The organism is Paenacidovorax caeni (genome assembly GCF_001298675.1).
GTDB lineage: Bacteria > Pseudomonadota > Gammaproteobacteria > Burkholderiales > Burkholderiaceae_C > Paenacidovorax > Paenacidovorax caeni.
This window is the reverse complement of sequence record NZ_CYIG01000016.1, coordinates 23,086-37,860: the sequence shown is the minus strand read 5'-3', so window position 1 is coordinate 37,860 and position 14,775 is coordinate 23,086. Positions and strand designations below refer to the sequence as shown.

Here is a 14,775-nt window from a genome sequence, read left to right as displayed (position 1 = left end):
AAACCGCCAAATGGACGCTACCCGCCTGATCGTCGTGCGCCACGGCGAAACCGCCTGGAACGTGGACACACGCATCCAGGGCCACCTGGACATCCCGCTCAACGCCACCGGCCTGTGGCAGGCGCGCCAGCTCGCCGGCGCGCTGGCGGGCGAGGCCATCAGCGCCATCTACACCAGCGACCTGCTGCGCGCCCGCACCACCGCCCAGGCCGTGGCCGATGCCACCGGTGCCCGCCTGGCCGATGAGCCGGGCCTGCGCGAGCGCGCCTTTGGCCTGTTCCAGGGCCGTACCTTCGCCGAGGTCGAAGCCGAGCAGCCCGAGCAGGCGCGCCGCTGGCGCCAGCGCGACCCCGACTACGCGCCGGAAGGCGGCGAGTCACTGCGCGCGCTGCGCGAGCGCGTGATCGGCACCACGCACCGCCTGGCCGCCCGGCACCCCGGCGGCCTGGTGCTGCTGGTGGCGCACGGCGGCGTGCTCGACGTGCTGTACCGCGCCGCCACGCGCCAGGACATCCAGGCGCCGCGCACCTGGCAGCTCGGCAATGCCGCCATCAACCGCCTGCTGTGGACCCACGGGCACGGCCTGTCCCTGGTCGGCTGGGCCGATACGCAGCACCTCGAACACGCCACACGCGATGAAACCACTGCCTGACGCCTGGGGATCGGCCGCAGCCGGGCTGCGCGTAGACCTGATCGACACCCCCGCGCTCGTTGTCGATTTGGACGCCATGGAGCGCAACATCCAGCGCATGGCCGACTTCGCGCGCAAGCACGGTGTGCGCTGGCGCCCGCATGCCAAGCTGCACAAAAGCGCCGAGATTGCCCTGCTGCTGCAAAAGGCCGGGGCCTGTGGCGCCTGCGTACAAAAACTCTCCGAGGCCGAGGCACTGGCTGCCGGGGGCGTCAACGACCTGTTCATCAGCAACGAAATCCTGGCCGCCAACAAGCTGCTACGTACCGCGCGCCTGGCCGCAGGGCTTGCCGCCCGTGGCGGACGCCTGGCACTGGCAGTGGACAGCGAAGAAGGCATCGCACGGCTGGCCGAGGCCATGGACAAAGCGGGCAGCGACGCAGGCATCGACGTGTTCGTCGAGATCGACGTGGGCCAGGGCCGCTGCGGTGTCCCCCCGGGCACGGAGGCCGTGGCACTGGCGCAATCGATCGCGCGCCGCCACCGCTTGCGCTTCGCCGGTCTGCATGCCTACCACGGCGGCGCCCAGCACCTGCGTGGCGTCGGCGAGCGGCGCAGCGCCATCGCGGCCGCCGTGGCCGCCGCCGCGCACACGCGCACGCTCATCGAGGCCGCCGGGCTGCCCGTGGGCCTGATCACCGGCGCAGGCACCGGCACCCTGGTGCACGAGGCCGCCAGCGGCGTGTATGGCGAGCTGCAGGCCGGCTCATTCCTGTTCATGGACGCGGACTACGCACGCAACGAACGCGAAAGCGCCCAGCCCGCATTCGAGCACGCGCTGTTCGTCAAGACGCAGGTAATCTCAGCCCGCGCCACGCATGTGGTGTGCGATGCCGGACACAAGAGCCACGCCATCGACTCTGGCCTACCGCTGGTGCATGGCCTGCCCCCCGAGCGGGCGCTGCGCTTCGCCAACGGAGGGGATGAACACGGCATCCTCTACCCCGAGGGCCCCAAGGCCCGCCTGCCTGCGCTCGGGCGCATGCTATGGCTGGTGCCAGGCCACTGCGACCCCACGGTGAACCTGCACGACCACCTGATCGGCGTGCGCGGCGGACTGGCGCATGGTGTCGTGGAGCGCATCATCCGCGTCGATGCGCGGGGGGCGGTGACGTAGGTCACGACGGCAGGGCCGGAAGCTATAGGGCGCTGCCAATAGCTTCCAGCCCTGGGCGAGCGCCTGTTCCTGGCAATGATCATTGACGGCGGGGAGACGCCAGCAGACGATCAAGTCCAGGCATGCGGCGCATTACGTCGTGCTAGCAGCCGTAGTCGGGTGCTGCAGCAGGTGTTAAGGAATCCACTGGTGAAACCGTAAAAGCTCGCGGGCGGCGTTTGCCTCAAGATCGGGCAGCAGCGCGCGTTGGCGGTTAATTTCCTGCAGCGCAGCCTGGGCATCCTGGGTATCGCTGGGCGCGGTGATCCAAGCGGTATCGTCACCCGCCAGACGCGCGAAGAACGGGCTTTCCTGATCCTTGATCTTCACCAACACCTGGCCACGCTGTGTGCCCAGGGGGTGGAAGATGAACCGCGCCTGCACGGGCTGCTCCAGGAAGCGGCCTTGGAAAGCGGAGGTACACGAAGACAACCCCATGGTGGCGAGAAAAGAGGGGATGGCATCGGCCTGCTGCCACTGCCCTGCCACGGGCGGCTGCCCCCGGTGCTCTGCACTGACCACGACGGCAGGCACGCGCGCTGGTGCCGCGGGGCCCAGACGGGCCTTTTCCTGGGCGTCCAGCAGCGTCATGCTGCGGTGGTCACCAGTGATGAACAACAGCCCGTCATCGAAAAAATGGCGCGCCTGAAGTTGGGCCACAAACTCGCCCAAGGCCGCGTCGGCATAGCGCAATGCAGCTTCTTCGCCGTGTTGCGTGCTGCCTGGAATGGTGAAGGGCGGGTGGGTAGTGATGGTTTGCACCACGGCAAAAAACGGCCCGGCAGGACGCTCCCGGTCAAGCCATTGCAACAGACGCCGGTAGAGCGCGGCGTCGCCCGGATCATCGAAAGAGCCTCGTGGCAGGCCGGCATAGGCCGGGTGCTCGGGGCCTTCGATGTAGCTGAAGCCCAGGTTTTTCAGCCAGCCCCGGGTGCCGAGAAAATTCAGATCCGCCGAAGTGAAATAAAGCGCTGGAACCTGCTGCCGGGCCAATGCGGCGAAGAAATCCTGTTGCGCCTTGTCATAGCCCGCAAAGGTGTTCGTGGACTGGTAGCGGTTGACTTGTGGGAATGGCACATGCCCGGTCAACAAGGCGATCAGGCCACCATCGGTGGTGAATCCATTGGCGTAAAACGATTCGAGGTAACTGTACTCCGAGGCAATCCTGTCCAGCGCCGGGGTGTAGTCCTTCAAGCCGGCGAATTTCTGGCTGTGGTGCAGCGACAGGGATTCGACCACCAGCAAGATCACCGGACGAGCCTTTCTCGCGCTGGGGGTGCAGGTCTGCGCAGGCGCAGGGGCGTTTTGCAGGCGCGTTCGCAGGGCTGCAGAGAAGGGTGCGTCGGTTCCGCTCTGGAGATTGCTACTCAAGTAATCCTGGTAACCATCCTGGTGGACGTATTCCGCCCCCTGCGGCAGATACCGGAATACCCACAGGATGGGCAAGGCAGACAGGTAAACGAGTGCACGTTTTCTTTGTTTTGAGGTCAATGCGCGTTTCGCCGCATACACCAGAAATACGCTGGTCAACAGCGTGAGCGCCACCAGCAGCACCCCTCGGCCCCTTGCCAGGTACGGCAGGGCAACCGTGGCATTCGATGAAAAATCGCCCGCGTATTTGAGCAGGTCGGCAATGCGCAGCCGAAAACTGAACAAGTCGTACACCGCCATATCGACGGCATACAGCCACAACACCGCCACCGCACACACGGTCAGCAGCCAGCGCAGCCAGGGCGGGCTGGCCCTGGCCAGCCCCACCAGGGCCAGCAAGACACCCAGCACGCCGGCGTCGTAAGCGATGGCGCCCCACACCAGGCAATCGCGGGTGCATGCAGTGGCCTGCGCGAGTTGGGCCACCGTGAGCTGCCAGCGCAGGCCCATGCAAGCGGCGAACGAGAGCACCAACAGCGCCGTCGGCCCCAGGCGGAGCCGCGCCGGGAGCGTCACCACAGCCCCGTCTCAACGCGGATCGCCACTTCGCAGTCGTCGAAGATTTCCAGCTTGGCGATCTTCACGCGCACGCCCAGCACGCCGGGCAGCTGCATGAGGCGGCTGGCCAGCTTGCCGATGAGGCTCTCCAGCAGGTTCACGTGTTCGGCGCGGCATTCGTCGATGATGATCTGGCGCACCTTGCGGTAGTCCAGCACATGCCGGATGTCGTCGTCGCGCGGCGCCAGGGGCTGGGGGCCAAGGTTCAGCTCAGCATCGACTTGGATGGGCTGGGGCGCAGCCTTTTCATGCGCCAGGATGCCCAGGTTGGCATCGAAGCGCAGCCCCGTCAGAGTGAGGGTTTGCGTGCCTGCGGCATGGGTCATGGTGGGGTCACATCATCGAAAAGTCGCGCGCGAAGCGCTGCAGGTGCTGGCCGCCATCGACCAGCAGTGTCGTGCCGGTCAGCGAGCGGTTTTCCAGCGCGAAGCGCACCGCGCCGGCCACGTCCTCGGGCGAGGACGAGCGCCCCAGCGGGCTCAGGGTGTGCAACTGGGCGAAGCGCTCGGGCGTGAGCAGGTGGCTGGTCAGCGTCAGGCCCGGCGCCACGCCCACCACGCGCACACGCGGTGCCAGGGCCAGCGCCAGCATGGTGCCGGCGGCTTCCAGGGCAGCCTTGGAGAGGGTGTAGCTCAGGAAGTCGGGGTTCTGGTTCCACAACTTCTGGTCCAGCAGGTTCACCACCGCACCGTGGGCATCGGCCTCGCCGGCCTGCGCACGCTCGGCCAGGTGCTGGTGCAGTGCCTGGGCCAAAAGCACCGGGGCACCGGCATTGCTGCGCAGGTGGCGCTCCAGCAGGCCGTAGCTGAAGCTGGCGGCATCGTCGTGCTCGAACAGCGCGGCGCTGTTGACGACGGCGTCCACGCTGCCGAAATGCGCCACCACGCGCGGCAGCAAGGCACGCACGGCATCTTCGTCGGCAAAATCCGCATCAAAATGCCCGCTAACGCCCGACAGGCTTGCGCAAGCAGCTACAGTTTCAAGAGCATCATGGCTTGAGCCTCGGTAGTGCACGGCCACCTGCCACCCCGCTGCAGCGAGCTCCAGCGCGATGGTGCGGCCCAGGCGCTTGGCGGCGCCGGTAACCAAAACAGTACGGGGACGGGGTGCGGCAGAGGGCATGGGGGCAAGGGTTCAGGGACAATCGCAGCCCTGATGACCAGCGAATCTGAAATTCTACCGAGCCCCCTGCCACCCCTGATCGCCAAGGCTATCGCCGAGGCTGGCGGCTGGGTCGGCTTTGACCGCTTCATGCAAATGGCCCTGTACCAGCCGGGCCTGGGCTACTACAGCGGCGGCCTGCCCAAGATCGGTGCCATGCCCGAAGGCGGCAGCGACTTCGTCACGGCGCCCGAGCTGTCGCCACTCTTCGGCGAGATGCTGGCTGTGCAGGTGGCCGAGGCGCTGGAGCAGACCGGCACGCGCGAGGTGTGGGAGTTTGGCGCCGGCACCGGCGCGCTGGCAGCGCAACTATTGGGTGCGCTGCCCGATGCGGTGGAGCGCTACACCATCATCGACCTCTCAGGCGACCTGCGTGCGCGCCAGCAGGCGCGCCTGGCGCCGTGGGGCAGCAAGGTGCGCTGGCTTGACCGCCTGCCCGATGCCTTCGAGGGCGTGGTCGTGGGCAACGAACTGCTCGACGCCATGCCCGTGCAACTGCTGGCACGCAAGGACGGCGTGTGGCACGAGCGTGGCGTGGCCTGGGCCGACGGCGCCTTCGTCTGGGAAGACCGCCCGACCCCGCTGCGCCCACCCGTGGAGGTAGAAGGCGCGCACGACTACCTGACCGAACTGCACGCGCAGGGCGAGGCCTTTATCCACACCCTGGGCGAGCGCCTGGTGCGCGGCGCCGCGCTGCTGATCGACTACGGCTTTGGCGAGCGCGAGTACTACCACCCGCAGCGCGCCATGGGCACGGTGATGTGCCACCGCGCGCACCGCGCCGACGCGGACCCGCTGGCCGACGTGGGCGAGAAGGACATCACCGCCCACGTCAACTTCACCGCCATGGCCATCGCCGGGCAGGACGCAGGCTTCGACGTACTGGGCTACACCTCGCAGGCACACTTCCTGGTGAACTGCGGTTTGCTTCAAAAAATGGAGCAGCTGGCGCTTGCCCCACGGGTGATGGCCAGCAAATTGATGATGGAACACGAAATGGGTGAATTGTTCAAGGTGCTGCTACTGGCCAAAGGCGCACCGTGGCAACCCGTCGGCTTCACCCACGGCGACCGGCTTCACGGGCTTTAACCCCTCCGGGCCGCCGTGCGCGCGGGCTACGTGCCCAGCACGGAGAAATACTCCTTCAGTGCAGCACGCTGCGTGCGCGTGGCATTGACCGGCGCAGCCATGTCCTCATACCCCAGGGCCATGCCGCAAACCACCAGGTGGTCGGCAGGCAGGCCCAGGGCCTGGCGCACCACGCCGGGGTACGAGGCCAGCGCGCCGATGGCACAGGCACCCAGGCCGTGCGCGTGTGCGGCCAACATCAGGCCGTGCAGCGCCATGCCCAGGTCCATGAAACCACCGCTGCCGAAGTCTTGCTGCAGCGTCACCACCAGCGCTGCCGGTGCATCGAAGAAACGGTAGTTGTGCGCGAAGTGACGGGCACGCGCGGCGGCGTCGCCGCGCTCCACACCCAGGCAGCCATACAGCGCCTGGGCCGCCGCCACCTGGCGTTTGCGCAGCTGCATCGGCATGGGGCGCGGGAAGTAGGCGTAGTCCTCCTCCTCGGGCTGGCCGCTGGCGTAGGCGTGGCACAGGGCATCGGTCAGGGCCTGGCGCACCGCGCCCTGCACCAGCCAGAAATGCCCGGGCTGCAGGTTGGCGCCGCTGGGCGCCAGCCGGGCCGTTTGCAGCAACTCTTCCAGCACAGACAGGGGCACTGGCGTCGGCAGGAAGGCGCGCACGGAGTGGCGCGTGCGCGCCAGCTGTTGGTAGGTGTCAGTCATTGGGATCATTCCAGGCGCCCAACAAGGTGGCGCTGCCCAGCCCCCCGGCACCCGCCACGCAGGCCAGCGCCAGGGCCTGAGGCTGCGTAGCCGCCACTGCGGCGCGGCGGGCCAGCGCGCGCACCAGGGCAATGGCGCCCGAGGCGCCAATGGGGTGCCCGCGCGCCAGCCCGCTGCCTTCGGCGTTCAGGGCCTGCCAGGGCAGGCCCAGGGCTGCGGCGAAAGCCAGCCCCTGGGCGGCAAAGGCGTCGTGCAGCTCCACCGCCCCCAGCGCAGCAGGCGCCAGGGCGTGGCGCCGCAACAGCGCCAGCGCGGCCTGCTGGGCGCAGAGCATGGGCGCCTCGGGCGCACCGCCCAGGGTGCAGGCGTCGCGCCAGGCTGCGCGCGGACGCAGGCCCCAGCGGCGGCAGGCGGCTGGGTGGGCCAGCAGCAGCAGGGCCGCGCCATCGGCCTTGGGGGCAATGGCCAGGGGCGAGAGGCTGCAGTCCAGCCCCTGGGCGCTGGCGCGCTGGCGCACGGCAGGCATGCGCGCGGCGCGGGCGGGCGTTAACGCGCGCGGGTAGGCGTCGTGCGCCAGCCCGGCCACGGGCACGATTTCCGGCGGCGGGGCCGTGCGCAAGCGGCAGGCCTGGGCATGGCTGTGCAGGGCGTAGGCGTCCTGCGCGCTGCGGGCCAGCGCCTGGTGCGCGGCAGTGTCGGCAGCGGCGTCGAGCATGTCGGGGTCGCGCGTGGGCCAGGGGGTGAAGGCCGGTTGCTCGTAGGGCTGAGGCGCCTCCGTGCCGCCGGGGCGGTGCATGCGGATGGGGGCGCGGCTCCAGGCTTCGGCGCCGCCAGCCAGTACCACCTGGGCCTGGCCCAGCGCCAGCAGGCCGCAGGCCTGGGTGACGGCGTCCATCCCGGCGCAGCATTGCGTGTCCACGGTCAGTGCCTGGGTGCGTTCGGGCAGGCCCGCGGCCAGCGCCAGCAGGCGCGCCGGGTTGCCGCCCGCGCCCAGGGCGTTGCCCAGCACCACGGCATCCACCGCGTCGGCGGGCAGGCCGGCCTGCGCCAGCAGGTGCCGCACCAGCGGCGCGCCCAGGTCATGCGGCTGGCAGTGGCGCAGCGCACCGCCCACGGGGGCCACCGGGGTGCGGGCCCAGCCGATGATGGGCCAGCCGGCGTTCAACGCCATGGCCGCAGTCTTTCGTCGGCGGCCTGCAGCGCCTGGGCCAGGGCGGCGTGGTCGGTCTTGCCGCTGCGCGTTTGCGGCCAGGGGCCGTGCCAGCACCACCACTGGCGCGGTGCCTTGTAGGCCTCCAGCGTGGCACGGCACCAGTGGGCCAGCGCCAGCCCGTCGGGCAGGGTCTGGCCCGGGGCCACGGCCAGCACGGCGTGCACGCGCAGGCCGCGCAGCCGGTCGGGCAGGCCCAGCACACTGGCCTGGGCGATAGCCGGGTGGGCCAGCAGGCGCGCCTCCACCTCCTCGGGGAACAGGTTCTTGCCCTGGGTGACCAGCATGCGGCTTTCGCGGCCGCACAGGTGCAGCAGGCCCTGGGCGTCAAGCCAACCCATGTCGCGCACGCTCAGCCAGCCGTCCTCCTGTACGGCGGCGGAGCCGTCGATGGCGTGCACGTAGTCCATGAACAGCATGGGGCTGCGCATCCAGATGCGGCCGGTCTCCCCCTGGGGCACGGGGGTATGCGGGTGGTCGCCAATGCGCAGTGCCACGTTGCTGAACGGACGGCCCACGGCCTGGGGCGGCGCGTCTTCGCTGGCGTCCATCCAGGCCACGTAGCTGGCCTCGGAGGCGCCGTAAAACTCCACGATGCGCGCCTGCGGAAACAGCCGGCGCAGCGCAGGCGTGTGCTCGCGCATCCAGCGCGCGCCGCTGATGAGCACCAGCCGCACCTGGGGCACGGCAGCGCAGTGGCGGCGCTGCGCCAGTTGCAGCATCAGCAGCAGCTGGCTGGGCACGGCCACCAGCACGGAGTCAGGCGCGCTGGCCAGGTCGTGCAGCGTGCGTTCGGCGGAAAAATGCGCCTGCACCACGCTACCCGCGCCGGTCCACAGCCCCAGCATGGCGCCGAACAGGAACAGCGAATGCGTCATGCTGCCGGGCGCCACGATGCGGCCGGCCATGGCCGTGCCGAAGTCGTGCTGGCTGACGCGAAAACTCTCCACCCACGATTGGTGGTGGCGCCGAAACCCTTTGGGCATGCCGGTGCTGCCAGAGGTAAAGCCGATGTAGAACGGTGCCAGCCCGGGCGCCGTGGGCGCCAGCGGCGGCAAGGCGCCGATGGCCGCCTGCACCGACGTGGCGATGGGCGCGGGCCAGGCCGGGTCGCCGATGGCAGCGCAGCGCCCGGACGCCAGCACGCCCAGGAACTCCACCAGCGTCTCCACCACGCCCAGCGCGCCGGACAGCAGCACGGTGGCCGGCGCCTGCGCGGCCTGCAGGGCCTGGGCGCGTTGCTGCACGCGGGCATGCAGCTCGGCAAACGTCAAGTGGCCCGTTTCATGGGCCAGGGCGATGGCGCCGGGCCGCTGCGCCGCCCAGTGGGCCAGCGGCGCGTGCACCTGCTGAAACGGGGGCGGTGCGCTCATGCGCGGCCACCCATGCGCCAGTCCGGCAGCGCTTTGGCAACGGTGTGTACCACCAGCGCGCACAGCACGCACTTGACCAGGTCCCCGGGCACGAAGGCCAGATCCACCATGAACGCCTGGCGCAGCGGCATCTGGGCCAGCGCCACCAGCCCGGCAATGCCCAGGGCGTGGAGGAACACCAGCCCGCCCAGCACCGAGGCCGCGAAAGCGCTGACAGCGGCGCGCAAGGGCGTGCCGGCGGGCAGACGTGCCATGAGCGCGCCGGTCACGCCCGCGGCGAAGGCATAGCCCACCAGATAGCCTGCCGACGGCGCCATGAACACGCCCAGGCCGCCCCGCCCGCCCGAGAGCAACGGCAGCCCGGCGGCCACCGCCAGCAGGAACAGCGCCATGGCCTGGAGGCCGCGCCGCGCGCCCAGCAGGCAGCCTGCGAGCATCACGCCCAGCGATTGCAGGGTGATGGGCACGCCGAATGGCAGGTCGATCTTCGGAATCAGTCCCATGACCGCCATCAGTGCGGCAAACAGGGCCACCATGGACAGGGATTGGGCACCGTGGCGGTTCAGGCTGGGGTTCATGGCAAAACGTCCTTGTCAAAATTCATGGAAAAACGGGGCTACCCCAGGCGCACGAACAGCGCGTCGCCCACGCGGCGCGCGGTCTGCAGCATCTGCACCGTGAGCGGGGCAATCAGGCGCAGCCCTCCGGCGCGCCCGGTGCGCAGGCGGTGGGCGTCGTCCAGTTTCTGCCACTGCACGAAGAAATGCTCGGTGAAGCGCAGCATCAGCGCCAGCTGCAGCGACAGGCGCGCCGGCTGCACGCCAAGCGGGCGCAGCGGCGCCAGCAGCCACTCCAGCACATCCACCAGGTCGCCGCTGCGCGTGGTCACCGTCAGGGCCACGCCCAGGCTGGCGGCGCAAGCCAGCCGCAGCGCGCTGGTGGCGGCCAGCGCCCAGTGGCCCATGGCAGCGTGGAAAACGGCCACCAGCGCGGCGCCCACCAGCACCGACACCATCAACCGCCGCGCCGCGCGCGTGGCAGCGCCCAGGCTGGCATACAGGGCGGCGCACAGCACGGCAGCGGCTGCCAGCATCCAGGGCTGGCGCAGCGCGAACAGCAGCGTGCCCAGCAACGCCAGCGCCAGCAGCTTGGCGCCCGCGCGCCAGCCGTGCAGCCAGGTGGTGTATTCGCTGTACAGACTGCCCATGGGTCACGCCTCCACAGCCGGTGTGTGCGTCAGCCCCTGGGCACGCGCCCAGGCTTCGTAGGCAGTGCAGACGGCTGCGCCGGGGCCATCGGCGCGCACCTGGCCCTGCTCCAGCCACAGCACGCGCGGGTAGGCGCGCACATGCTCCAGCACGTGGGTGGAGACGATGATTTGCTGCGGGCTGGCGGCCATGTCGGCGGCCAGGCGCATCTGGCCGGGCAGATCCAAGCTGGCGTAGGGCTCGTCCAGGAGCAGCACACGCGGCTCGGCCAGCAGCATGGCCAGCCAGCACACCCACTGGCGCTGGCCCTGGCTCAACGCGGCCACGGCACGCGGCGCCCAGTCGGCCAGGCCGCGTGCCTGCAGGAACTGCCGCACGCCCGCCTTGGCGGCGCGGCGGTCGGTGCCATGCGCGCTCTGCCAGGACAGGGCCAGCTCCTCCTCCACGGTGGGAAAGATGATCTGGTCGTCGGGGTTCTGGAACATCAGCCCCACCTGGCGGCTGGGCGCGTGCACTGCCTGCCCCTGCCAGGAGACCTGCCCGTGCTGGGGCGGCTCCAGCCCCGCGAGCATGCGCAGCAGGCTGGTCTTGCCCGCGCCATTGCGCCCGATCAGGCCGATGCGCGGCTCATCCAGTTGCAACTCCAGCCGGTCGAACACCTGGGTGGCGCCGCGGCGCAGGCCGACCTGCGCCAGCCGCCACCCCTGCGGGGACGGTGATGGCACGGACGGGACGGCGGCACTTACTTCTTGCTTCACGTTGGTTCCTCACGCCCGGACACCGCACGGCAGCTGGGCTGGGCGGATTCTAGGAAGGCGCGCCGTCTTTGTGCCAAGCCCTTGGCAAAAAAGCGGATTACAAAACAATGCACGCAAAAGAGCGCAAATTCAACCAAAAAAGACCGAAGTTACCCACACTTTCCCCGAAGTAGCCAACAACCAAGAATGCCCACCTCTATTTGCCGCCATCACACAGGCAAAAGAGGGCAAATGCCTGCAATTCACAGCGAAAGCCGGCGGGAGATGGACGCCGATGGCCACAGCCAAGACACCCTTGCGCTCCCCCGCACCGCGCTGCCGCAGGTGCGGAGAAAGGAGGCCAGGTCGGTGTCTGTCGGTTTGCGGTGCAGCGCTTGCGCCGCACGCGCCGGCCGTGCCATGCGGGCACACAAAAGTAATAGCACCTCGCGCTTTCCTAGCAACGACTTCAGATTACTTTGGCACTAAAGCTGTTGCACAGCGTGCGCTAGCCGCTATCTTTGAAGGAGCATCACTGGCGCCACGGCAGGCCATGGAACCGCCAGCCCCCGAGCCTGCCGCGCTGCGCCAGGCCGTCGGCGTCGCCCTCAAAGCCTTCGAGGATGTTGTAGGCGGTAATGCCCAGCTCGGTTGCGCGCCGCGCGGCGGCGACCGAGCGCACGCCGCTGCGGCACAGCAGCACGGCCTTCATGCCAGCAGGCACGGCGGCACGCAGCTGCGCGTCGAAATCCGGGTTCTGCACCATGCCGGGCCACTGTTTCCAGGCCACGGCGGCGGCACCGGGAACGTACCCGACCCAGGCACGCTCGGCGTCGGTACGCACGTCGATGAGCACGGCCTCGCCCGCTTGCACCCACTGCCAGGCCAACTGCGGTGAGACGTCGCCCGCATAGCCCTCGGCGGGGGACGGCGTGGCAGCGGAAGAAGCGGAATCGGTGGTCATGGCAACGCGTTGTGGAGGTGGCGAACGCCGCATTCTGACCGAATCCGGCGCCGCGCCCGCGCTACTCCCACGGCGGCGCGGGCTGCTCGCGCAACTGCTGGCGCAGGCGGCCGTAGTCGGGCACGACCTCGGCCACGGTGTCCCAGAAGCGCGGGCTGTGGTCCATCACGCGCAGGTGCGAGAGCTCGTGCGCCACCACGTAGTCGATGATGGCCGGGCGGTAGTGCAGCAGGCGCCAGTTGAGGGCGATGGAGCCGTCGGCGCGCGCGCTGCCCCAGCGCGTTTGCGCGCTCGACAGGCGCAGACTGCGCCATTGCACGCCCAGCAACGGTGCGAAATGCGCAAGCCGCGCCGTGAAGTGCGCGCGCGCCTGGTGCTTGAACCAGGCCTGCGCGGCGTCGCGGATCTGTGCGCCCTGGGCGGCATGCGCCAGCCCCAGGTACAGGACCGGGCGGCCGCCGTCCGGCGCTGCCAGCATGCCCCGGCGCTGCTGCGAGGGGTCCAGGCGCAGGGTCAGGGCCTCGCCCAGGTACGGCAGCGTGGCGCCGTCGGCCCAGACGATGCGCGCATCGGCCTGGCGGCGCTGGCGCGCGCTGGCCTCGCCGAGCTTGCGCAGAATCCACGCGGCCTTCTCCTGCAGCGCGGCATCCACCGCCGCGAGCGTGACCCAGCCAGGCGCGCGCACCGCCAAGCCGTCCGGCCCCACGGTGAAGCCGATGGTGCGCCGCCGCGCACGCTGCAGCCGGTAGGCCACGCGCACGCCGCCCAGCAGCACCTCGCGGCTGGCCTCGGGGTGGCTGAAAACGCCCGCGCCAGGGGGGGCCGTGGGCGCAATGCGGCGGCTGCGCGGCGCAGGCGTGGGGGCGGACGCGGCGGGCTGGGGCGCGTCCAGCCAGTCGAACACCTGCTGCAGCCAGGCGGGCATGTCAGCGATCCATGGCGCGGCGCGCCACCCGTAGCGCATGAAATCGGCGCAGCCCAGGCACGGGTAGCGGCCCAGGCGCGGGCAGCCGAGCAAGGGCCGCCCCGCAGCGAGGGCTGCGTCCCCCTTCCCGTAGCGCGCAGCGCGTAGAGAGAAGGGGGAAGCCGCGCAGCGGCTCAGGGGGTTGTACTGCTGCCATAGGCTTCCGGGTCGAGGCGGCGCATTTCCGCCTCGATCCAGGCCTCCACCTCGCGCATCACTTCGTCGGACTTGCGCCCGGTGCAGTCGATGGGGCGGCCAATCGACACATCCACCACGCCCGGCGTCTTGATGAGGGCCTTGCGCGGCCAGCATTTGGCCGAGGTGACGGCCACCGGCACCACGGGCACACCCGCCTCGATCGCCAGGCGCACGCCGCTGCTCTGGTAGGTGCCCTTTTCGCCGCGCGGCATGCGCGTGCCCTCGGGGAACATGATGACCCACACGCCCTCGGAGAGCAGCTTCTTGCCCTGCTGAATCACACGCACAAAGGCGCGCGCGCGCTGCGCACGGTCGATGTGGATCATGTCCAGCCGGCCGATGGACCAGCCGAAAAACGGGATGTGCAGCAGCTCCTTCTTGAACACGTAGGCCAGCGGGTGCGGCATGATCGCCGGCATCAGGAAGGTCTCGAAGGTGGACTGGTGCTTGACCAGCAGCACCACGCCGTCACGCTCGCCGCGGGGCAGGTGCTCCATGCCGGTGACGCGCGTGCGGATGCCCATGATGACGCGCGCGCTGTCCACGCTCAGTGCCAGCCAGGCACGGGCGATGCGGTACAGCTTCGGGCCGCGCCAGCCCAGCAGCGAGGCCAGCAGGATGGCCAGCGTGTAGGGCACGACAGTGATGGCCATCCAGAGCAGGTGGAGGAGGGAGCGGATCAAGGACATGGTTTGGAGCGTTTTTGGCCTCCAGCGCTTGTCCAGCAAGCGCCAGAAGCTCTCATTTCAATAGCGATCAAGCCCCGGGGGCCGGCGGTGCGGGCGCCAGCAGGTGGTCGGCGAAGGCCTGCAGGTCGGCGTGCGCCAGGGTACCCTCGGGCACGCCGGGCGGCAGCGGCTGGCCGGGCACGTGGCTGGCCGACTGGCCGGTGCATACCAGGTGCAGTTGCGCCCCGATGGCCGCGCCCGCCTGCAGGTGCTCGGCGGTGCTGCCGGCCACGCGCAGGTCGCGCGGCTCCACGCCGTAGCGCTCGGCGATCTGCGTGAGCAGGCCCGGTGCGGGCTTGCGACAGTGGCAGCCATCGTCGGGCACGTGGGGGCAGTAGAACACGGCGTCGATGCGCCCGCCCTGGGCGGCGAGCTGGCGCAGCATCTTGGCGTGGATGGCGTTGAGCGCCAGCACGTCGAGCAGGCCGCGCCCCAGGCCGGGCTGGTTGGTGGCCACCACCACGTGCCAGCCGGCCCGGTTGAGCCGCGCCACGGCCTCCAGCGCACCGCGCTCTGCCTGCCACTCGGCGGGCGTGGTGATGTATTCCTCGCCCAGCTGGTTGAGGGTGCCGTCGCGGTCCAGGATGATGATTTTCATGGCCGGGC

The 14,775-nt window shown here is 69.9% G+C and carries 16 protein-coding genes; 3 read left to right on the top strand and 13 right to left on the bottom strand.

Features of this window, described 5'->3' with window-relative positions; translation table 11 throughout:
• Positions 1 to 10: 10 nt before the first annotated feature.
• Positions 11 to 652, top strand: coding sequence for a histidine phosphatase family protein (locus BN2503_RS08885; protein WP_054256295.1), 642 nt, complete (start codon positions 11 to 13; stop codon positions 650 to 652).
• Positions 636 to 1,808: a DSD1 family PLP-dependent enzyme gene (locus BN2503_RS08880; protein ID WP_054256294.1), complete on the top strand. Its 1,173-nt coding sequence runs from the start codon at positions 636 to 638 to the stop codon at positions 1,806 to 1,808. Before BN2503_RS08885 ends, BN2503_RS08880 begins: the two co-directional genes overlap by 17 nt.
• A 174-nt stretch (positions 1,809 to 1,982) precedes the next feature.
• Here BN2503_RS08880 and BN2503_RS08875 read toward each other — a convergent pair whose 3' ends face one another.
• The 3 genes from BN2503_RS08875 to BN2503_RS08865 are packed head-to-tail and all read right to left on the bottom strand — an operon-like array spanning position 1,983 to position 4,958.
• Entirely contained in the window at positions 1,983 to 3,797 is a 1,815-nt protein-coding gene (locus BN2503_RS08875) for an LTA synthase family protein (RefSeq protein WP_139235352.1), read from the bottom strand.
• Complete coding sequence (locus BN2503_RS08870; protein WP_054256292.1) at positions 3,791 to 4,162, bottom strand: dihydroneopterin aldolase; 372 nt, start codon at positions 4,160 to 4,162, stop codon at positions 3,791 to 3,793. The genes BN2503_RS08875 and BN2503_RS08870 overlap by 7 nt, the downstream gene beginning before the upstream one ends.
• Positions 4,163 to 4,169: 7 nt before the next feature.
• The gene (locus BN2503_RS08865; RefSeq protein ID WP_054256291.1) at positions 4,170 to 4,958 is read right to left on the bottom strand and encodes an SDR family oxidoreductase; all 789 of its coding nucleotides are present in this window, start codon (positions 4,956 to 4,958) and stop codon (positions 4,170 to 4,172) included.
• A gap of 33 nt (positions 4,959 to 4,991) precedes the next feature.
• Here BN2503_RS08865 and BN2503_RS08860 point away from each other — a divergent pair, with 33 nt between their 5' ends.
• Positions 4,992 to 6,086, top strand: coding sequence for a class I SAM-dependent methyltransferase (locus BN2503_RS08860; RefSeq protein ID WP_054256290.1), 1,095 nt, complete (start codon positions 4,992 to 4,994; stop codon positions 6,084 to 6,086).
• Positions 6,087 to 6,112: 26 nt separating this feature from the next.
• Here BN2503_RS08860 and BN2503_RS08855 read toward each other — a convergent pair whose 3' ends face one another.
• The 10 genes from BN2503_RS08855 to gmhB form a co-directional block, all read right to left on the bottom strand.
• Positions 6,113 to 6,787 (bottom strand): nitroreductase, encoded by a 675-nt coding sequence (locus BN2503_RS08855; RefSeq protein WP_082366536.1) that lies wholly within the window; start codon positions 6,785 to 6,787, stop codon positions 6,113 to 6,115.
• Positions 6,780 to 7,958 (bottom strand): thiolase family protein, encoded by a 1,179-nt coding sequence (locus tag BN2503_RS08850; RefSeq protein ID WP_054256288.1) that lies wholly within the window; start codon positions 7,956 to 7,958, stop codon positions 6,780 to 6,782. Before BN2503_RS08850 ends, BN2503_RS08855 begins: the two co-directional genes overlap by 8 nt.
• Positions 7,949 to 9,370, bottom strand: coding sequence for an AMP-binding protein (locus tag BN2503_RS08845; protein WP_054256287.1), 1,422 nt, complete (start codon positions 9,368 to 9,370; stop codon positions 7,949 to 7,951). The genes BN2503_RS08850 and BN2503_RS08845 overlap by 10 nt, the downstream gene beginning before the upstream one ends.
• Positions 9,367 to 9,948 (bottom strand): biotin transporter BioY, encoded by a 582-nt coding sequence (locus BN2503_RS08840; protein WP_054256286.1) that lies wholly within the window; start codon positions 9,946 to 9,948, stop codon positions 9,367 to 9,369. The genes BN2503_RS08845 and BN2503_RS08840 overlap by 4 nt, the downstream gene beginning before the upstream one ends.
• 38 nt (positions 9,949 to 9,986) lie before the next feature.
• The gene (locus BN2503_RS08835; RefSeq protein WP_054256285.1) at positions 9,987 to 10,577 is read right to left on the bottom strand and encodes an energy-coupling factor transporter transmembrane component T; all 591 of its coding nucleotides are present in this window, start codon (positions 10,575 to 10,577) and stop codon (positions 9,987 to 9,989) included.
• Positions 10,578 to 10,580: 3 nt separating this feature from the next.
• Positions 10,581 to 11,303 carry an energy-coupling factor ABC transporter ATP-binding protein gene (locus BN2503_RS08830; protein WP_054256331.1) on the bottom strand — a complete coding sequence of 241 codons (723 nt, stop codon included), beginning with the start codon at positions 11,301 to 11,303 and terminating at the stop codon, positions 10,581 to 10,583.
• Between the two features lie 544 nt (positions 11,304 to 11,847).
• Positions 11,848 to 12,279 carry a rhodanese-like domain-containing protein gene (locus tag BN2503_RS08825; protein WP_054256284.1) on the bottom strand — a complete coding sequence of 144 codons (432 nt, stop codon included), beginning with the start codon at positions 12,277 to 12,279 and terminating at the stop codon, positions 11,848 to 11,850.
• Positions 12,280 to 12,340: 61 nt separating this feature from the next.
• A complete protein-coding gene (locus tag BN2503_RS08820; protein ID WP_074930118.1) occupies positions 12,341 to 13,204 on the bottom strand; it encodes a M48 family metallopeptidase in 864 nt (287 codons plus the stop codon).
• A gap of 173 nt (positions 13,205 to 13,377) precedes the next feature.
• Entirely contained in the window at positions 13,378 to 14,130 is a 753-nt protein-coding gene (locus BN2503_RS08815; RefSeq protein WP_054256330.1) for a lysophospholipid acyltransferase family protein, read from the bottom strand.
• A gap of 67 nt (positions 14,131 to 14,197) precedes the next feature.
• A complete protein-coding gene (gmhB, locus tag BN2503_RS08810; RefSeq protein ID WP_054256283.1) occupies positions 14,198 to 14,767 on the bottom strand; it encodes a D-glycero-beta-D-manno-heptose 1,7-bisphosphate 7-phosphatase in 570 nt (189 codons plus the stop codon).
• Between the last annotated feature and the right edge of the window lie 8 nt (positions 14,768 to 14,775).